Annotated in this window: 15 protein-coding genes and 1 pseudogene; 6 read left to right on the top strand and 10 right to left on the bottom strand. The window is 42.4% G+C overall.

Annotation, left to right across the window (positions count from 1 at the left end; genetic code table 11):
• Positions 1-146: 146 nt before the first annotated feature.
• From ACED46_RS09025 to ACED46_RS09005, 5 genes are all read right to left on the bottom strand, one after another.
• Positions 147-881, bottom strand: coding sequence for a GntR family transcriptional regulator (locus ACED46_RS09025; RefSeq protein ID WP_010432768.1), 735 nt, complete (start codon positions 879-881; stop codon positions 147-149).
• 194 nt (positions 882-1,075) lie between these two features.
• Complete coding sequence (locus ACED46_RS09020) at positions 1,076-1,762, bottom strand: DNA-3-methyladenine glycosylase I (RefSeq protein WP_371721291.1); 687 nt, start codon at positions 1,760-1,762, stop codon at positions 1,076-1,078.
• A gap of 83 nt (positions 1,763-1,845) precedes the next feature.
• A complete protein-coding gene (locus tag ACED46_RS09015) occupies positions 1,846-2,361 on the bottom strand; it encodes a GNAT family N-acetyltransferase (protein WP_371721290.1) in 516 nt (171 codons plus the stop codon).
• A gap of 42 nt (positions 2,362-2,403) precedes the next feature.
• Positions 2,404-3,030, bottom strand: coding sequence for an HD domain-containing protein (locus tag ACED46_RS09010; RefSeq protein WP_017069080.1), 627 nt, complete (start codon positions 3,028-3,030; stop codon positions 2,404-2,406).
• Between the two features lie 196 nt (positions 3,031-3,226).
• Positions 3,227-3,886, bottom strand: a complete 660-nt coding sequence (locus ACED46_RS09005; protein ID WP_017069081.1) for an HAD family phosphatase — start codon at positions 3,884-3,886, stop codon at positions 3,227-3,229.
• A 411-nt stretch (positions 3,887-4,297) separates the two neighbouring features.
• Here ACED46_RS09005 and ACED46_RS09000 point away from each other — a divergent pair.
• Positions 4,298-5,458 (top strand): annotated as a pseudogene (locus ACED46_RS09000) (anaerobic C4-dicarboxylate transporter); the annotation flags it as partial.
• A 262-nt stretch (positions 5,459-5,720) separates the two neighbouring features.
• On the opposite strand, the gene ACED46_RS08995 reads toward ACED46_RS09000, so the two are convergent.
• A complete protein-coding gene (locus tag ACED46_RS08995; RefSeq protein ID WP_371721319.1) occupies positions 5,721-6,842 on the bottom strand; it encodes a hypothetical protein in 1,122 nt (373 codons plus the stop codon).
• Positions 6,843-7,065: 223 nt separating this feature from the next.
• On the opposite strand from ACED46_RS08995, the gene ACED46_RS08990 reads away from it, so the two are divergent.
• Positions 7,066-8,292 carry a ParB/RepB/Spo0J family partition protein gene (locus ACED46_RS08990; protein WP_145575488.1) on the top strand — a complete coding sequence of 409 codons (1,227 nt, stop codon included), beginning with the start codon at positions 7,066-7,068 and terminating at the stop codon, positions 8,290-8,292.
• Between the two features lie 270 nt (positions 8,293-8,562).
• Here the strand turns inward: ACED46_RS08990 and ACED46_RS08985 are convergent, their stop codons facing one another.
• The 4 genes from ACED46_RS08985 to ACED46_RS08970 all read right to left on the bottom strand — a co-directional run bounded on the left by ACED46_RS08985 (position 8,563) and on the right by ACED46_RS08970 (position 16,013).
• On the bottom strand, positions 8,563-11,787 hold the full coding sequence (locus ACED46_RS08985) for a type I restriction endonuclease subunit R (protein WP_371721288.1): 3,225 nt from the start codon (positions 11,785-11,787) through the stop codon (positions 8,563-8,565).
• A 2-nt stretch (positions 11,788-11,789) separates the two neighbouring features.
• A complete protein-coding gene (locus ACED46_RS08980; RefSeq protein WP_371721287.1) occupies positions 11,790-12,962 on the bottom strand; it encodes a hypothetical protein in 1,173 nt (390 codons plus the stop codon).
• A gap of 65 nt (positions 12,963-13,027) precedes the next feature.
• On the bottom strand, positions 13,028-14,320 hold the full coding sequence (locus ACED46_RS08975) for a restriction endonuclease subunit S (protein WP_371721285.1): 1,293 nt from the start codon (positions 14,318-14,320) through the stop codon (positions 13,028-13,030).
• Positions 14,310-16,013 carry an N-6 DNA methylase gene (locus ACED46_RS08970; RefSeq protein ID WP_371721283.1) on the bottom strand — a complete coding sequence of 568 codons (1,704 nt, stop codon included), beginning with the start codon at positions 16,011-16,013 and terminating at the stop codon, positions 14,310-14,312. Before ACED46_RS08970 ends, ACED46_RS08975 begins: the two co-directional genes overlap by 11 nt.
• A 110-nt stretch (positions 16,014-16,123) precedes the next feature.
• Between ACED46_RS08970 and ACED46_RS08965 the strand changes: the two genes are divergently transcribed.
• The 4 genes from ACED46_RS08965 to ACED46_RS08950 form a co-directional block, all read left to right on the top strand.
• A complete protein-coding gene (locus ACED46_RS08965; protein ID WP_016792310.1) occupies positions 16,124-16,720 on the top strand; it encodes a tyrosine-type recombinase/integrase in 597 nt (198 codons plus the stop codon).
• Positions 16,721-16,923: 203 nt separating this feature from the next.
• Positions 16,924-17,253 carry a hypothetical protein gene (locus ACED46_RS08960; protein WP_371721282.1) on the top strand — a complete coding sequence of 110 codons (330 nt, stop codon included), beginning with the start codon at positions 16,924-16,926 and terminating at the stop codon, positions 17,251-17,253.
• Positions 17,254-17,294: 41 nt separating this feature from the next.
• Positions 17,295-18,743 carry a hypothetical protein gene (locus ACED46_RS08955; RefSeq protein ID WP_371721281.1) on the top strand — a complete coding sequence of 483 codons (1,449 nt, stop codon included), beginning with the start codon at positions 17,295-17,297 and terminating at the stop codon, positions 18,741-18,743.
• A gap of 189 nt (positions 18,744-18,932) precedes the next feature.
• Positions 18,933-19,255 (top strand): hypothetical protein (locus tag ACED46_RS08950; protein ID WP_371721280.1); only part of this gene is annotated, 323 nt, incomplete at its 3' end.

The following is a 19,255-nucleotide window of genomic DNA, read 5'->3' as shown; positions in this document are numbered from 1 at the left end:
GTGAGTCGATCGTCGTATTTATTTTTAGGGGAGAGGGCATAAAAAAGAGAAGTAAACGCAGAGGCTTACTTCTCTCCTGTATTGTTAATAAAAAGCTGTTAACAAAAAGCTGTTAACAGATGGTTATCAATCGTTTGTTGAATCGTCTATGACTTACTCTTAAGCAGATCTGAGAACACGACATGCAGATCACTAGAAGCTGTGCTGCTGTCTAGGTTGAGCTTCGAACGAATATGGCTTAGGTGTTCTTGCATCAACTCTACGGCTTGTTGTTCATTGCCTGACTCTATCGCATCCAGTAAGCCTGAGTGTTCGTCTAGAGAACAGTTCGAGTGGTTGCCCGTTTCGTACTGAGCGATCAGCAGTGAAGTTTGCGATACCAAGCTGCGTTGGAAAGCCAGCAGTGGCGCGTTCTCTGCCATTTCAGCCAATTTGATGTGGAACTCACCAGACAAACGTAGGCCAGAGCCGTAATCGCCTTGGTCGAAAGCACAGTTCTCTTTCGCGACTAATTTTCTGCATTCTTCTATTTGAGCTTTGGTTGCGTTTTTCACCGCCAGCTCAGTGATAGCAATTTCCATCACTTCACGTGCTTTAAAGATTTGTTTGGCTTCGTCAACCGTTGGCGCAGCAATCACGGCTCCTCGGTTAGGACGGATCACCACAACTTGTTCTAAAGAAAGACGCAGCAAGGCACGGCGGATAATAGTACGGCTAACGCCAAAGATTTCTGCTAGTGCTTCTTCGCTTAATTTGGTGGCTGGTGGCAGCCTTTGTTCTAGTATCGCGTCGAAGATATGGCAGTAAACAACATCGTCTTGAGTCTGGCCTGTTACTTTCGTTTTTACACCTTTGGAGACAGAGTTTTTGAGAACTGTCATAGAGATAAGGGCCCTTGTTTAGTCGAGTTGGGTTGGTCGAGAATAATTCATGAGTATTACTCTATATTGTATACATTTATCTATACAATGCCACTGGATGAAAGTGCGATGCACGCTTATTTGTTAATGAATTATAACATTTAGTTTGCAGGGAACTGTGTGCAATCTTTAGCTTTAAGCCATTTCTAATCCAACTAAACTCGATTATCACCGCAGCTGTAGGCAACGATTTGGCTGATTTCGCTCAAGCTACGACCTGACTGTTGTTGCCATTCGTTGAAGGCTTTACCCGCTGCCAGTTGTGCTCGCTTGGTGTTACGACCGCTATCAACCACGTCTGTGCTGCGTAGGTGTGCTTCAACATCTGATGACAAGATGAAGGTATCTTTACCCATTTGGCGCAGAGTGTAGGCACCAGTGTTACCGCCTAATCGCTTGCCGTGTTTCTTCAGATAATCCCAAAGTTCAGTGATACGTTCTGATGGCCAGTCGGCAATCATTTGTGAGAAGGAATCCGCTTCACGCTTGGCATTGTGGATCATCATTGCGTTGGCAGGGATGGTCATCACCTTGGTGAGGTGGCGAATAATGCGTGGATCTTGCGCTTTTTGTTCCCACATCTCATTCGGCAGCATCAGCATTTTTTCGATATTGAATTCAAAGAACACTTCTTCAAATTGCGGCCATTTCTTTCTCACCACATTCCACGAAATACCACACTGGAATACTTTTTCAGTAAAGGCGGCTAGCCAACGATCGTCGGTGATTTGTGATAGCTCGGCTTGTGAAAGGGGCGCACGAATAATTTTTTCGAGTTCGGCCGCTCCGCCTTTGCGGTGAGCTGCACGTTGGTAAATAGTATCGAATTTTTCTTGGGTCATGAAGGTTCCAAATTACATCTGTGTATCTTGAGTATGTAGCCAATGCTTAATGATATGGGGTCAAATCTAGTAATTAAAACGAACTAGCTAAGCTTTAATTCCATTTGATATAGAGGCCAGGTTTTGCCATTGAATTCTTTGAACTTGGGTTCTTTGTCGACCACTTGAAAGCCAGCTTTGTCGTAGCAACGTTTTGCTCCGATATTCTGCTGAAATACCGCCAAGCTGATGGTGGTGACATCAGGGATTTGTTTCGCAGCGTCTAATGCACTTTCTATCATGGATTGCCCAAACCCTTTGCCTCGTTGGTTTGGGTGAATGGCCACTCGGCAGAATCGAAGTTCACTGTCTGACATACGTTGAAACTCCATAAACCCGCTCAGTTCTGAGTTATTGCCGTTCGAATTCAGTTCAGAGAGAGCACTAGACTCAGAGAAGGTATATAGCTCAACTTGAGGCTCTTGAGAGCGTTCGATGATGGAGGCGGCTTCTAACGGCCAACCAAAGGTTCGTCCGCCCCACAGTACATAGTCTTCGAGTGATGTGAACCAAGTGACGATCTCATTGGCATCGGAGGCTTTAAAGCGGTTTATTTCCATATCCTTGTCTCTTCCTTATCGCGTGTCTCTTTTTCTAAACCGCTAAACTTCCGTGCCCAACTGCTCAAGAAAGCCACGCATGTAATCGGTGCGCTTGTTGGCTTCTAACTTAGCGGATTCTGTATTCATGGTTTCAGCGAGCTTAAACAGCTTCACGTAGAAGTGGTCGACGCTGTAATGCTTGTCATCTAAGTCACGATGTTCAGCGAACGGGTCTTCGTGGTTATACAGTTCAGCGTTAAAGCTCTGACCCACATACAAACAGCGAGCGATACCAATTGCACCGAGCGAATCAAGGCGATCGGCATCTTGGACGATCTGAGCTTCTAAGGTTTCAGGTGTGATGTTGGCACTGTAGCTGTGCGTGACAATGGCATGATGGATCTCATCAAGATAGGACGCGGGATAGTCGATAGATTTGAGGAAAGAGATCGCCTTGTCTGCTGCCATTTGCGAGCTTTTGGCTCTGTCTGGATGGTTCTTAGGAAAGGTGAAACAATCATGAAGGTAAGCGGCGGGTAAAACGACTTCAAGCTTAGCCTGTTCTTGAGCACACAAAGCCTTAGCGGTTTTGACTACGCGCTTAATGTGGCTAATGTCGTGTGCTGCATCTTGTGTCATTTCTCGTTGTGCAAAATCAAGCAGTTGGTCTTCAAACTTTTCCTTCACGCGTCTCTTTCTCCCTATGTAGACGTTAGCAATCTTGTTGATCACCTAGCATTTATTTCACATCGACTTTAACAGTTTCAAGCGCGAGTTTTTATCTTTTATAAAAGGAATACCTACAAAAAAACCGACTCTGTGAGTCGGCTTAATAGAGGGGCTTGTCTACGTTGATAAAAGCATTATCAACGGCAGTCAGAGCTTAAGCTGCAGCTTGTTGAAGCTGTGCTAGCACATCATGCAGAGAAGGGCTGATGGTGTGTCCAAGCGCTTTCACTTCGTCACATGGCTCTACTAAATCAGGGATCTGGAAGCTGATCATGTTGGCTGCCATAGAAGCGCGAATTCCGTTGTTCGAATCTTCGAACGCTAGGCAGGTTTCAGGCGCAACACCTAGGCGTTCAGCCGCCAGCAAGTAAATCTCTGGGTGAGGCTTGCCGTGAGTCACTTCGCAGCCTGTGCTTAATGAAGTGAAGTAAGAATCTAGGCCAGCCAGCTCAAGCTTCTTCTTCGCGATATCAAGCTGAGTGGAGGTCGCCACCGCGATTGGAATGTCATTCGATTTTAGCCATTCAAGCAGTTCAATCACGCCATCTTTTACTGGGATTGCTTGGTTTTTAACAATTGCACTGTAGCGGGTGCGCCATTCATTATTCAGCGCTGGGTAATCTAGCCCTTCACCGTAACCGTTTCGAAAAATCTGTTCGATGGTTTTTGCGTTACAGCCAATGATGCCTAGGTAAACATCCTGCAAAAACGGAACACCTTGCGCGTGACATGCTTCTTCAAAAACCTGCATACAAAGTCGCTCGGTGTCGAGCAGCAGCCCATCCATATCAAAAATAGCAGCTTGAAAATTCATATCCGTGGTTCTTAATGTGTTGTCATCGTGAAGGCAGGTATTTTGACATAGTGTCTAGTGATAGGCGAGTCAACGTTCAGTAAGAATATATCCAATCGGCTCGGCAATATGCCTCTGCATGACTTTAAATGTGATTGATTGTGGTTGAAATAATATCGTTCAGTTATGAGCCTTGTGTTTTATAGGCCATCCAGATCTAACAGAAACAATTATGATTATTCCACATAACAAATCTAGCTTGTGCGTCTGGCTTCTTATTACATTTCATAAACTTACAGGTCGGTTTGCGTGACCATAATCTTATAAAAAACAATTACCGGGAGCCTGCAATCATAGTGTGACCAAGCAATAAGTAAATGGCTGAGCTTAGGGAGAAAATAACATTAGTCCACATTTTTAGCAGGGTTGCTTATGTTGTATTTTGAGTTTTTATTTTTATTAGTCGTCCTTTATATCGGATCTCGGTATGGCGGTATTGGCTTAGGTGTTGTTTCGGGTATTGGTTTGGTTATCGAGGTGTTTGTCTTCAAGATGCCACCAACCTCTCCACCTGTCACCGTAATGCTGATCATCCTCGCCGTTGTTACTTGTGCTTCGATTCTCGAAGCGGCAGGTGGCTTGAAATACATGCTGCAAGTGGCGGAAAGGGTGCTAAGAAAGAACCCGAAACGCGTTACCCTGATAGCTCCGTTCGTGACTTACTCGATGACTTTCCTATTGGGTACTGGCCACGCGGTTTACTCTATCATGCCGATCATTGGCGATGTCGCACTGAAGAACGGGATTCGTCCTGAGCGTCCAATGGCAGCTGCGTCTGTCGCGTCTCAACTAGCTATTACCGCATCACCAATTTCAGCCGCTGTGGTGTACTACCTCGCGCAGCTTTCTGATATTCAACACTCTATTACACTGCTTTCCATTTTGATGGTGACGGTGCCTGCAACGCTGTTTGGTACGTTTTTGCTTTCTTTGTACAGCCTGAAACGCGGCAAAGAACTGAACGACGATCCTGAATACCAAGCTCGTCTAAAAGATCCTGAGTGGAAAAAGCGTATCGAAAGCACTACTGCGACGTCTTTGGATGAAGTGCTGCCAACCTCGGCTCGTAATGCGGTTTTGATTTTCCTATTGTCGATTGTGGTGATTGTTATCGTGGCGATGGTGCCTGAGATCAGAACCATCGTTGACGGCGACAAGCCAATCAAGATGTCGGTGATCATCCAAATGATGATGCTCTGCTTCGGCGGTATCATTTTGCTGGCGACTAAAACTGACCCGCGAGATGTGCCAAACGGTGTGGTATTCAAATCGGGTATGGTGGCGGCGATTGCGATCTTCGGTATCGCTTGGATGTCGGATACCTACTTCCAATACGCAATGCCTCAGTTCAAGTCTGGCATCGTGGAAATGGTGACCAACTACCCATGGACGTTCGCACTAGCGCTATTCATCGTATCGGTTGTGGTGAACTCTCAAGCAGCAACTGCACGTATGATGCTACCGGTTGGCCTTGGATTAGGACTAGACCCAGCCCTGCTTATCGGCTTGATGCCAGCGGTTTACGGCTATTACGTTAGGTTCCCCGTTAATGATTCATCGAAAGGTATGAAGGTACAGACAAATAAAGAAATGTTCGCATAAAAACATATGAATTACCTGTGAGAGTTGCCATTTGAAAAACATATGAATTTCTCCCTAGAATTATCTTAATAACATTTGAATAATTCATATCTTTTGGGTCAATTAAGTGGGGGCAACTAGTGCTGTTCATTCTGTATGTAAAAACTACGAATCAGCAACTAAAAATGTTGACTTTGAATGATCTTTTTCCTTTCTATTTACCCATAAATCTAATAATTTGAACAAAATACTCAAACAACCCTACCCTAAACAACCGAGTCGATGTGGCTGCATTCTTGTAAATACGCCCTTTAGCATCTAGCTCCATTACTGAGCAATCATTCCAATGTATGGCATTCTTACTGTAATCAAGCCTTCCTAATGCTTTACCAGCCGCTTCCAATTCACTTAGTGACGCCCCATTGTTAACTAATTCATGAATCGTCAAACCAAGTGCCTGCCAGACCTGTGGCGACAAGTGATACCCAGAACGATCTTTGAGAAAGATCTCTTGCAATGATTCAAGCCATGCCCTCAAAAAGAAAGTAATTTTCTCCATATAGTCATCAGACAAGGCAGAAGTAAGACTTATCCCACTAGGCAATTTAATGTCTTTCGACATTTTGCTGTACTCCTGCGTTCCCACTCCGGCAACAGCACCAACCAGAAACTTAAAAAGTACGTATTGCGTGGTGATATAACGCTCTGAAATTTTCACATGTTTGGAGTCAAAATTCACACCACCATAAGATTCAATATCAGCGTCTCGTATCAGCTGATCAATAAAAGGCTTCAATGGAAAGTCATCATCGGGTAGCAAATTCTTTCCACCAAGAAGATGTGGGAGGCTCAGTGATGACTCAAAAATACTGCTCTTTTTAAATAGTTCAATGACATTATCAGTATTCAAACCTTGTTTAGTATCGAACACAATGCGGACCTCTACCTCCTCCATTGCTAAACGCTGTCTCTGCTCACTTCGTTGATTTGCTTCTTTAACAGTAAGCCTAGAACTAAATAAGAAGGTTTTTAATCCTAAGATCTTGCAGATAGCAGTCAAGCCCAAAATGTTACCGACGACATATGTATTAGAGGTGTTGTAAATCAAGGTCGGTAACTGGTGTGATGTATTAGTAAGAGTAGGTTTATCGATAACTGCAAATGTCAGCGACAAAGGCGCACTTACCGAATTGTCAATAGCGTTTTTTTGTAGTTCAGACTGTATCTGTTCGACTTTTTCAATATTTTTCGCGTTCACAGCAGCATCAATCGCCCACCTCAATTGTGGCAAGAGGTTACTGGTTGAAAAGTACGAAGCAACCTCAGCCATCGGCATTGTGGTAATCAAAGTGTGCTGCGTCCGACCATGTGAACGAAACAACATGCCACTAATTTTTTTATCAGAAATACTCAAAACTTTTCATCCAGTTACTGAAAAAGTGGACTTTAACTCAAAAAAACAACTTGATCCGACATGCTTGTCGGATCAATACTAATCAAAAGAGTTAAAGCGCAAAATGCTCCTAATAGCGATAATGCCACAGATAAAAGGTCAAAATATGAAAGACAAAAATACCGATAATCATAATGAGATATCAGGTGAGATCTTAGAAAGCTCTATCGTTGATAGTTTGTTTGTTAAATACGACGAGAAAGAAAGTAATAGCTATTTAGCTAGCTCAAAAGAACTATTAAAAACAGCAGAATCGCTACCTCCTCAACAGCTTGAAGGCATTTTTAAATCTAGGGCTCGCTATTACTCAGGGGTAAGAGCAGTTAAAACAACACTGAAGCATACTGTCATCTATATCAGCCCTCAGATTGCACGAGACATGTTAAAGTTTTCCCGACGTGGAGCAATTAACCCTAATAATAAGAATCGAAAAATAAGCAAAGCGAGAGTTAAGAAGTACGTAGAAATAATGAAAAAAAGAAAATGGTGCCTTACTGGTGAACCAATTATCATTTCTGTCGAAGGCGAGATTCTCAATGGTCATCATCGCCTAGAAGCTTCATATGAAGCGAATGAAGGTTTCATTGCTCCTGTTATTTACGATGTAACTGACGATCTGTCATTTGCGAATATTGATGTGGGTAATATGCGCTCTAGATCGCAGGTATTAGAGATGGCTGGGGTTCTAGTGAACGCTCAAGTGTTATCTCGTGTAGCTATGCTATCAAAAGCCTTTGATATGACGTCTAACCCTTATGCATTCAGAGGAACTCAAGGCACATCTTTCCAACCTTCTGAAATATTAGCATATGTTGAAGAAAACGAAGAACTTGCATTATCTGTTGATTTTATTTCTAAAATAGTAAAACGACATAAACTTGAGACTCAAGTATCTGAGGCGATTTACGCTTTCGCTCATTACATGATTAAACAAAAGCTAAAGGATTATGAACTGAACAAAACACTGCCCCTGTCACCAGAAACCTACCTCACTCGGATTATTTCCTCCCTAGGGCTGGAGTCTGAAGATGACATTGAATATCAGGTCCGTAATTACCTACAATCACTAGTCCATGAGTCAACAAGTTACTCTCTTCTATGCAAGTTATCAGCTATTTTTAAAGGGTGGAACCTGCATTTAGACATCCCTGTTTCAGGTAATAAAGTGAGTGTTCGCCGGGTCGCTCGATATCGAAGAGATAGTGATGGCAATAAAGTTCCAATGACATCCGCAGGGAATATTAATGAAGCATTCACAATCCCATGTGTTGAAAAAGGGCCCGCTCCCAAGAAAATCTTGAAACAAGCCAACGTACAGACATTGGAGAAGTAAGTTTGGTTAACATAGACTTATCCGTTCCGGAGTTGGAAGAGTTCATACTCAATGACAGCACTCCATTCAAGGTGGTTGACCCAACTAGCCTACCCAAAAAAACGCAGCTTGCAATGTGCGAGTTTATGAGGGGAAAAACAGCTCCACATCTTTTGTACATCTATTCCCATGACTATGCGTCTTTCCGAAATTTAGTTATTTCAGGAAAAATAATTATCAAGTGAAAAAAGTGAAGATGGGAAGCTACTATGCCTGCCATCTTCGATTACTTTACTTATACCACCCATCAGCCAGCACTTCAGCTTGTTCTAACACAAGCTTAATCGCTTCTTCAGCCGCATCTGGCGGGTATTTCCATCTGCGTAGCAATCGACGAACAAGATTTCGCATACGAGCACGAACACTATCCCTCTTTTGCCAATCAACCGTAGCTGACTTACGCAGTTGATGAGTTAATTCAATAGCAAGTTTACGTAAGTTATCATCACCAAGTTCTCTAACCGAGGACTCGTTATCAACCAATGCGCGATAGAAAGCAATTTCATCGACAGAAAGGTTGAGCTTATCTAGCAACTCTCCGTCTTCTTGCATCTCTTTTGCCCACTGAATCAGCTCTTCAATAACCTGAGCCGTCTCAATACTACGGTTATGGTATTTTTGCAGCGTCGACATAATGCGTTCAGAGTATTTCTTCTCCTGAACGACATCGTTCTTCATGCGAGCTTTAACCTCATCACGAAGCAGCTTTTCTAATAGCTCTACCGCGAGGTTCTTCTCTTTCATGTTCTTAACGTCTTCTAGGAACTCTTCAGAAAGAAGCCCTATATTTGGCTTATCAAGACCAACCATTGTGAAAATGTCATCAACACCATCGGCTACCACAGCATTATTTAGAATTTGCTTCAATGCTGTATTGCGCTCCTCATCGGTGCGTTTCTTGTCTACCGTTGAGTGCTTGATAAAAGCTGTTTTTATCGCAGAGTAAAAGGCAATTTCGTTCTTATAACCGTGAGTTTCATCCATGGTGCTACACAGTGAATATGCTTTAGCCAAAGCCGCCATCACATCGAGGAATCGCCTCTTTCCGTCCCTGACTTGTTTTCCGTTAGCGTCAGTATGAGATAAACCTGACAAATGGTTCACTGCTCCCGGTAACAAGCGCAATGCATCCGTTTCAAAGTCTGGACGGTAATTGAATACCTTTGTATCAACGGGTGTTGCGAACATACCTCGAATGATATCAACTTTTTCCATCAATACTGAAAACGCTTCTGCCGTATCGACGGTGGGTTGTCCTTTGCCTTGGCTGTTGGTATAGGTTTTCAATGCATTTTTAAGCTCATTTGCGATACCAATATAATCGACAACCAAACCACCGGGTTTATCTTTGAATACTCGGTTAACACGAGCAATCGCCTGCATCAGGTTATGCCCTTTCATTGGCTTGTCGATATACATGGTATGACAACAAGGCGCATCAAATCCTGTTAACCACATATCTCGAACGATAACGAGTTGAAGCTCATCGTCAGTATCTTTGTAACGCTTCTCGAATAGTTTTTTTGTTTTCTTATCATGGATGTGAGGCTGCATCTTTTCTTTGTCTGATGCAGAGCCAGTCATCACAATCTTGATTGCACCTTTATCGGTATCTGGGTGATGCCACTCTGGTTTAATTGCCACAATAGCATTGTAAAGATCGACACAGATTTCTCGACTCATCGAAACAATCATCGCCTTACCGGGAAAGGTCGACGTTCGAGTTGTGAAATGTTCAACGAGATCTTTTGCGACTTGTTCAATACGAGGCTCTGCGCCTACAAGTTTTTCTAACGTTGCCCATTCTGATTTTACTTTTTCACGATCTGCCGTTTCTTCATCTTCACCGATTTCATCTTCAACTTTATCGTTAAGTTGCTCAATTTCATCTTGGTTAATATCAAGCTTAGCGAGGCGAGATTCGTAGTAGATAGGCACAGTGGCACCATCGTCAACGGCATCTTGAATATCATAGATAGAGACGTACTCACCAAAAACACCACGCGTGTCTTTGTCATCCATTGCGATAGGTGTCCCTGTAAAGCCTATGAATGAAGCATTAGGCAATGCGTCACGCATATACTTGGAATAACCATAAACGTACTTGTGACCCGTTACAGTGCCATTTTTGTCCTTCACTTCCACCATCTTTGACTTGTTGCCATACTGGCTGCGGTGCGCCTCATCAGAAACGACAACAATATTACTTCGTTCAGATAGTCGAGGGTGCTCTGTCTCTTCATCTAATAAAGCGAACTTTTGAATCGTCGTGAATATGATGCCGCCAGATTGACGATTTAAAAGCAGATCACGTAACGCATCACGATCATCCGCTTGTTGAGGAATTTGCTTTAACGTCTCTTGCGCCATCCCAAAGGTGTTGTAAAGCTGACCATCTAGATCATTTCGATCAGTTACCACCACAATCGTTGGGTTATTCATGGATGCTTGCTGTAACAGTTTACTCGCGTAGCAAACCATAGAGATGCTTTTGCCACTACCTTGAGTATGCCAAACAACCCCAGCCTTACCACTGCCTTGCTTAATCTTTTCTAGTGCAGGGATAGTGCTCTCAAGGAAGTGACCAGAGGTATTGGCGGCACGAACCGTCGCCTCAACAGCCGCTCTCACTGCGTGGAACTGGTGATAACCTGCAATTTTCTTGATGATTTTGTCGTTGTCGGTTTCGAATAGTACAAAGTAACGAATATAGTCGAGGAGTAGATCTTGCTTGAAAAAGCCACGAACCATGGTTTCTAATTGAAACTCCAATAACGGTCTATCATCCTCTGTAGCAACGGTTTTCCAAGGTAAGAATCGTTCTTTATTAGCCGTTAATGAACCAACACGAGCCGTCCAGCCATCGCTAACAATCAACGCTTCATTGAAAATAAACAGATCTGAAATTTCATCTTTGTAGGTTTGAAGTTGATTAAAGGCATTCCAAATGTCGGCATGTTCATCTGCTGGATTTTTCAACTCAATAACAGATATGGGTAGGCCGTTAATAAACACCACAACATCAGGGCGGCGATTCCCTTTTGTACCTGTAATAGTGAACTGATTCACGATAAGGAATTCATTATTATTAGGCGTTGTAAAATCCATTAACTGAGCGTGAGTATGCTTTGTCTTCGATTCACCATCTTCAACAGCCGAGTATTCGACAGGCACCCCTTCAATCACAAACTTGTGGAAGGCACGGTTGTTTTTAATGAGAATGGGCGTATCGGGGGAAGATACCGTGTTAACCACATCATTCAGTGCCTCTATCGGAAGCTCTGGATTGATGATTGTTAACTGATTTAATAGCCTCTGTTTTAATACCACTTGGTGGTAATCGTCACGCTCTGGATCGTCGCCATCAGGTGCGATGTCATAGCCATTTTTATAGAGGTAACCTTGGTCGGTGAACCACCTAATACATTCTTGTTCTAACTGGTCTTCTGTGATCAAAATTAGCCCTTACTAGTCAGATGATGCATTTCACGATAAAAGCCACCGAAGGTATCACTCTCAACTAACAACTTCTGTAATGCCTGCATTTCCTTAATGAACATTTCAGTTTGCTGATCCAAGTTTTGAGTCCCCTCAACAAAGCTCGATAGCTTTTTATAGATAACAAGAGGATGCCACGAGTTAAGTTTATTTCCTGACTCCGTTCTGTCGCTTAGTTCCCAATCACTAGGTAACTTTTCTCGAAGCTCTTTCACCATCAAATCATAGTAACCGTTAGATTTAAGCTTTGATTGGAGGGTTTTATTCACGCTCAAGACCATCGCAGCAATAGGACCACTTTTCAACAAGTCATGAACCAAGTGATCATCACCATTGATAATAAATCCACAAAACACACCGGGGATCCAACCGCTTTGATCGTTTATTGTGTTTACTGATGAAAACTCTAAACCGATTCGCCCGAATGCATCGTATCGGCCACGAGCATTTCGGTGTCTTGGAGGATGGTTGAAATTAACGGTTTGATTGCTTTCACATATAGCCCAAGACCTCTGCACAGTTCTGCGAACAATCTCATAAAGCTGTTTATCTATGTTCTGGACTTCATTGTAGTAGGCAATAGCTAACGGATTTAATGGTGTTGAGTTCACTAAGCCATTGCTTTTCAATAATTTTACAAACTCATTACGTAACCAGTTTTCAGTGCCATTGCTAGATACATTTTCTATTAAAGTTGCAATTTCATACCAGCATACTGCCAGATCTGGTGATTGACGATGTTGCCCCGAGTGCCCTGTAACAAGAGCAATCAAAAACGGCTTACTTAAGTGTTCTTCGGCAAATTTTCGATAATTGCTCAACTGTTTGTTATGTAATTCAGACCAAACCTTGTGTTCAAAGATAAGACAAAAGTCATCATCTGTTGAACTCCACAGTAAGTCAGGATACTTACCACCGAAATTGACTTGCGTTTCAACATCAGAAGATAAAGATAACTTGATGATCTCAGTTTTATGCTGAGGTACTTTGCTAGCCAATACCTCAACGTATGCTTTCCTAACTGCTTCATCATGTTTTAGCAGCCACGCAAAAGCTTCAGTAATGAAGTTTTCTGTCGGAGATGTCTGATGGCTGGATGCATACTTGCTTACATTAACGAGTAAACTTTCCATTTTTTATCCTCAAGAAAGCCTCAATACTCAATGAAGTTGTGAGGCTATTTTATATATGCAGTTTTTTAGCCCAGCTCGATTTCGCCGGAAAGCAATTTAGGAAGCAAGGTATCGCGGAGCTTGGCAAGCTGTTCATTTTCTTCTTTGATAGCTCGAATTTTTGCATACAGAGGTGCAACTACATCATAGAAGCGTTCATTTATTTCCTTAGGTGCTTTAATGAACGGAATACTATTCATGTTGCGTTGGTTAATCTTCAACTGCACGGCACCAGTTACATAAGCATTGATGTTTGTTTGTTGGAAAAACAGCATCAATTGCTCTGTCGAAATAGACTTAATTCCTTGAAGAACGTGGGCATGGTTATTGACCCAAGCAGGCCCCCATATGTATTGAATGAATGGGGTGCCGTCATCTTTCATAACTGAACCATCTTCACCAATAAGTAAATAGATGTCATCAAAGATGGCTTCATCAACATAGTCCATCACAGATGTTGCACCATAGTAAGGTATCGAGCCTTGCTTCTGTTCTCGCTGCCTTTTTGATAATGGGATTCTTTTTTTATCGGAGCACTCAGAAACCTTGCCGATATTAGTTAGTTCCCACCCCTCAGGTATCAAACCCAACTCAGACTCAACGAGCTTTTCTGGGAATAGCGAGGCAGTGACAGCATCCATTCCTTCAGGTTGCTCACCATTCATCATGGCTTTGACTGGATCGAAGTCGACAAACCATGACTTGAAGATGGCTTGTGCCATTTCTTCTAGGGTGTGGTTGATTTTGACGTTGACCACCAATTTTTGTGAAAGTGCACTCCAATTGCTAGTTATTGAGTTCATAGCTCCTGATGTTGGAACTAAAACTGGCAAAGCGGATAATATTGAAGTGTTTAAGTTAGGCATTGTTGCGCCTACAGCATGTCTAACAATCCACTCTCTAACATAAGGGTGACAGAGGTAGGCATGTAGAAACTCAGGACTTATTTGTTTAGATTGAAGACGTACCCTTAAACAGCCAGTACCACACAGCCAACCATCTTCTAGCTCAGTGATCAAAGAACACTTTTCAACATCACCTCTACGGCTATAAACAATATCCCCTGTTTGCACTTTATATTTTGACAAGCGTTCGATATCTTCAGGACTTACACGTGCTATATCACTGTCATCGACACCGTCAATTCTAATGTTTTTAGGCATTATTGACGGGATACCATTTTCTACATAATCGGCTGCGTGAAGCTGACTACCGAAAGGCCCCGTCTGAATGCCACCTCCAAATTCTTTTACCAACTCACCGAGCGTACAACTTCTCCAACCATCTGGTACAGAGCCAAATAGTTCATTAAAGTTCATAACCCAACCCCGCTAGGTTCTTCTTAATCTCAGCTTCTAGCGTTGCCGATTCTGCAAATTGCTCACTTAGCTTTGAAGTTAGCGTCACCATCTTTTCACCAAATGGAATACCATCGTCTTCTTCTTCAGCAGCACCAACGTAACGACCCGGAGTCAGTACAAAATCATGCTTAGTAATCTCTTCTAGCGTCACTGACTTGCAGAAACCAGCTAGATCTTCATAAGCTACGCCATGAATTTCTTCACCTGTTTTCCAAGCGTGGAATAGATCAGCAACTTTCTTGATATCATCAAAGCTGAAATCACGTAATACACGATCTTTCATATAACCAAGGTTACGTGCATCAATAAACAACACTTCACCTTTACGGCCACGCAGCTTACGACCTGCCTTATCAACGCGAGGGTTCTTGTTCTTAGTTAAGAACCAGATACAAGCAGGAATCTGTGTGTTGGTAAACAGTTGACCGGGAAGTGCAACCATACATTCAATCAAGTCATGCTCGATTAACGCCTGACGAATAGTGCCTTCATTGTTGGTAGTTGAACTCATCGAACCATTTGCCAACAGAAGCGCCTGAGAGCCTTCAGGTGCTAGGTGGTGAAGCATGTGCTGCATCCATGCGAAGTTAGCGTTACCTGATGGCGGTTGGCCATATTTGAAGCGAGGATCGTTATCATCTACGCCAGTGTTCCACTCTTTCATGTTGAATGGAGGGTTAGCCATGATGAAGTCAGCACGTAAATCTGGATGCTGTACATTGGTGTAGGTACTTGCAGGCTCTTTACCGAAGTCGTAATCAAGACCACGGATCGCCATGTTCATCGCCGCTAGTTGCCACGTGGTATGGTTGTATTCCTGACCGTAGATAGAGATCTTCTGCTTCTGAGTAAGGGCATCAACCTTCTTCTCGTTTGCATGACGTTCAATGAACTTCTCAGACTGCACAAAGAAACCACCAGAACCCATTGCAGGGTCATAGACACGGCCTTCAAACGGTTCAATCATCTCAACAATCAGCGTTACGATAGAGGCTGGCGTGTAGAACTGACCACCTTTTTTACCTTCCGCCAGTGCGAACTGACCAAGCATGTATTCGTATACGTGACCTAAGATGTCTTTACTGTTTAGGTCAGCATGAACAAACGGGATGGTAGCGATCAAGTTGATTAGCTCGTTCAACTTCGATTGGTCAATCTTCAATGAAGAATATGACTTGTTAAGTACACCTTTCAATTTCGGGTTATCGCGCTCGATCCCTTCAAGTGCATTGTCAATTAAATGGCCAACAGAAGTGATCTTCTTAGCTTTACCATTGATATCTAGCTCAGCACCGCCAATAACCAATGGGCCGTTATCTTGCAGGAACTGCCAACGAGATTCCGTAGGTAGCCAAAACACGTTTTTCTCTGTGTAGAAATCACGTTGTTCTAGCTCGATAGCAATCTCTTCTGCTAACTCTTCTTCAGAGTAATCAACAGGATCTAAGTAGTATTCGTGCTCAGGGTTAGCAATGTCGGCTTTGATCTCACCCTGACGCAGCTTAAACGCATCAGAGACGTATTTAACGAAAATTAGACCTAATACTGCGTGCTTGTACTGCGCAGCGTCTAGCGTTGATCGTAGCTTGTCTGCTGCGTTCCAAAGCTTGCCTTCAAGCTCTTTCAAATACTGTTGTTCTGTTTGATTCATTAGAAGTTTTCTTGTTATAGAAATATTCCGTCAATCATACCACTGGATGCAGCATTGTCTTTGATTTCTGCCTTACTTAAAGAGCATTTTTATGAAGTAAGGAGCACATTATGGAAGCTTGGAATAAAGGAAAGCGTGTAGGTCAGAAGAAAGCCTTCAAACTAGAGGACATCTGGCGCATCCGTATTCGACTTGAATTGGAAGAACGCTTATTTGAGTTGGCATTGTTTAATCTTGCCATCGACTGCAAGTTGAGATCCTGTGATTTACGTAACTTGAAAGTCCAAGATGTCAGTCGCAGTGGCTGCGTAATGTCGAGAACCATCGTTAAACAGCAGAAGACCCAGCAAGAAGTGCACTTCGAGATCACACCCAAGACTCAGCAAACTTTGTCACAATGGATCATTCAAAACTCGTTGTCACCAACAGACTATCTGTTTCCAAGCCCACGCCGTGAAGGACAACCGATCTCGTACCATTACTACACCACCATGGTTAACCGCTGGGTTACTGATATAGGACTCGATAAAACGCAATACGGCACGCATTCACTACGCAGAACAAAGGCTTCTTTGATCTACGCTAAAACCAAGAATCTTAGAGCTATTCAATTACTTCTTGGTCATGCTAAGTTAGAAAGCACGATTGAATACCTTGGTGTCGAGATTGAAGATGCGCTAAGGATTTCAGAGAGTTGTGAGACGTGATTTTTCATATAAGTACTCTATATGAAAAAGCCCCGCTAAATAAATAGCGAGGCCATATAGGGTGGTCAAGACGACTGTGGGACAAAGCACCAATCCAGAAGCGAGACCAATCTTTCGGTTTATCAGCCAGTTAACTAGAACTAACCAATCAAAATCTGTATTCTTGTCAGAACTATAGCAAAACTCACCATTAGGAGCAACTCTTGAAAGTTGATACTGGCATACTTAGTCAAAGCCTGACCATTACCGAATCTTTCTTTCTTGGTGCGTGGTTCAACATGACTCATGAATTAAGTCTAGACAGTGAGAGAGCTAGTTTCCTTCATTCCATAAATGGATGTCAAGAGTTGTTGGTTCTTCTTGATTTTGGTGAAGCTTACGGCGGTGCAAACAAAAGGTATGTTGTAGCTAGCGAGCTAAATAACATATTAAATACAGACCCAATAGTCACAAAGCCTGCATTTAATAAGCTAACAAAAAAATGCTCTCGCTTACCACCCCAAACGATCAAGGAGAAGGTGAAGCTCCGGTAAACAAAGCACCAGAGCTAGTGCGCTCCCATCTAGTGGAGTATGTGGATCAATTACAAAAGCACTATATCGAAACTGGCCTCGATTACCTAGAAAGCTTGGTTTTCCCTGAACACCCAAATGATAGCCATGAACACCTTGAAAAAATCCTAGTTGTTACAGAGTCAATTATCTCAGGATTAATTGCTTCAGGCTATAGTATCAATGAGTTACATAACTATTACCGACATCTACTAACTAAATTCGATGGTGAAGAGCAATTTAGCGATAGATACCAGCACCTAAAAACCGTCTTGCTGGAAGAAAGTAAAGAATACGAAATTGAATTGTCAGTCAGCAATAAAGAATTAGCTGAACGCTTAGCTCATGGTTCAACATGGACATTTGGTTCAATGAGCTTAAAGCGAAGCTCTAGTAATGATAAAACCTTGAATGCGGTAATGAAGATAAGTGCAAGATCGCGAATCGCGGCAGGTATAAAAGCGCATGATAAACTTGGGGAAATTCTAGATGCATTAAGCTTTGCAATCCCAAATATTAACCTATCAATTGCAAAGAATTTCAAATCGATTGATACATCGACCCAGATAGAAAAACAAATTCGTCTTCACTCTCCAATACCTAATCATATTCACAAGATGGACAATGATGAGCTACGAAGGTTTATCGGTTCACTCGATAACTCTTTGACGGATACAAAGTTAGCTGGAGCTTATCGTCAACTGAGGATCAACACATCTACTGAGAATATTGAGACTAGATTTGTTGGTAACTGGACTGCCTTAGAAGCCTTAACTCGCGATGTGCCGCTAAAGACCCATAAACCCGGCGATGATGAAAAAGTTACTCTGGCTGCCGTACCACCAATTGCTATTGACTATGTGATCAAAAGGTTGCGGACATATAAGGTGGCACTTACTCATATAAACAAGACTCTCTTTACGCTAGATAACGGGGAGCAATTTGACATTAGTAACTTAACTATTTTGGAAATGTTTTCAACCTTCCGCTGTTCAGAGAAATCGAACAAGATATTACAAGAACTCAACGACTTTCCTTTTTTTAAGTATCGCTTAAATTCATTTGCAAAGCTTTGTCAAGACTCCTTGAGCTTAGCCAAAAATATTGACAAGCATACTCAAAAGGTTTCACTGCAAATTAAACGCCTATACCGTGCAAGAAATATACTGGTTCATGATGGGGGGCGCGTCAAAAACCTAGAGCTGCTATGTGCGTATGCAGAACACTATCTAAAATGTAATTTGAATGCAATTACGGCAGTAATTGCATCGAAACCGACGGTGACAAATAGTCAGGTTGCATTACTAAGATTGGCAGATGAACTTAAGGATGTGAAACTGCACTTGAACCCTGCAATCAAGGAGTTAAAGAAAAAGCAAAAGAATGGTAAAGACCCAGAAAAACAATATAAAGATCAGAATTACAACAAAACTGAAGAACTTGAAGCCTTAATAAGCTTATTTGTTCAATAAACTAACAAGTCCAACGCTTCAAAAGTAAGTTATGCCTTAGAGGTTTATTCTAAGGCGCTTTTGTCCCAACACTGTGCTTTGATATCAGCATTCATCCACGGGCAATCCCATGGTTTTCTGTATGCACAGAGTAAACTAACAAATCAATTAGAATTGTTGTTATGTGGAGCTTTGCAAAGGAGTAGTAATTTGGTATATACAGGAACTGACCGTCAGCATGACAAAATGGAGTGGGAAGCTCAAGACGAACGCGCTTATAATGAATTTGAAAAATGGTATTATTTTCAGCAGAGAAGACCAAAAGATATCGACGAGATAACTTGGGAGTTAATCTGGGGAAATCTTCAAATTATGCGAGATAATTATTACGAAATTTCTAAGATTGCCAGAAATTTAAGTAGCAAACTCTCAACTACTTTGATTCTTAGTCGTAGCCCCTCTCATAATATGTTCGTTCGGCGTTGTTGCCTAAATCAATTGAACCTTTTTCGAGTCCTGCGATCTGATCCTTT

Origin of the sequence: Vibrio sp. 1S139 (assembly GCF_041439475.1) — a bacterium.
GTDB lineage: Bacteria > Pseudomonadota > Gammaproteobacteria > Enterobacterales > Vibrionaceae > Vibrio > Vibrio crassostreae_C.
The sequence above is the reverse complement of the archived record's forward strand: the minus strand, read 5'-3'. Positions and strand labels throughout refer to the sequence as shown.

What these genes read in the sequence shown, in the direction of transcription:
- ACED46_RS09015 (WP_371721290.1), bottom strand. Translation starts at nt 2,361, where the DNA reads ATGGAAATAAACCGCTTTAAAGCCTCCGATGCCAATGAGATCGTCACT.
- ACED46_RS09025 (WP_010432768.1), bottom strand. Translation starts at nt 881, where the DNA reads ATGACAGTTCTCAAAAACTCTGTCTCCAAAGGTGTAAAAACGAAAGTA.
- ACED46_RS08990 (WP_145575488.1), top strand. Translation starts at nt 7,066, where the DNA reads ATGAAAGACAAAAATACCGATAATCATAATGAGATATCAGGTGAGATC.
- ACED46_RS08980 (WP_371721287.1), bottom strand. Translation starts at nt 12,962, where the DNA reads ATGGAAAGTTTACTCGTTAATGTAAGCAAGTATGCATCCAGCCATCAG.
- ACED46_RS09005 (WP_017069081.1), bottom strand. Translation starts at nt 3,886, where the DNA reads ATGAATTTTCAAGCTGCTATTTTTGATATGGATGGGCTGCTGCTCGAC.
- ACED46_RS08965 (WP_016792310.1), top strand. Translation starts at nt 16,124, where the DNA reads ATGGAAGCTTGGAATAAAGGAAAGCGTGTAGGTCAGAAGAAAGCCTTC.
- ACED46_RS09020 (WP_371721291.1), bottom strand. Translation starts at nt 1,762, where the DNA reads ATGACCCAAGAAAAATTCGATACTATTTACCAACGTGCAGCTCACCGC.
- ACED46_RS08995 (WP_371721319.1), bottom strand. Translation starts at nt 6,842, where the DNA reads ATGCCGATGGCTGAGGTTGCTTCGTACTTTTCAACCAGTAACCTCTTG.
- ACED46_RS08970 (WP_371721283.1), bottom strand. Translation starts at nt 16,013, where the DNA reads ATGAATCAAACAGAACAACAGTATTTGAAAGAGCTTGAAGGCAAGCTT.
- ACED46_RS08975 (WP_371721285.1), bottom strand. Translation starts at nt 14,320, where the DNA reads ATGAACTTTAATGAACTATTTGGCTCTGTACCAGATGGTTGGAGAAGT.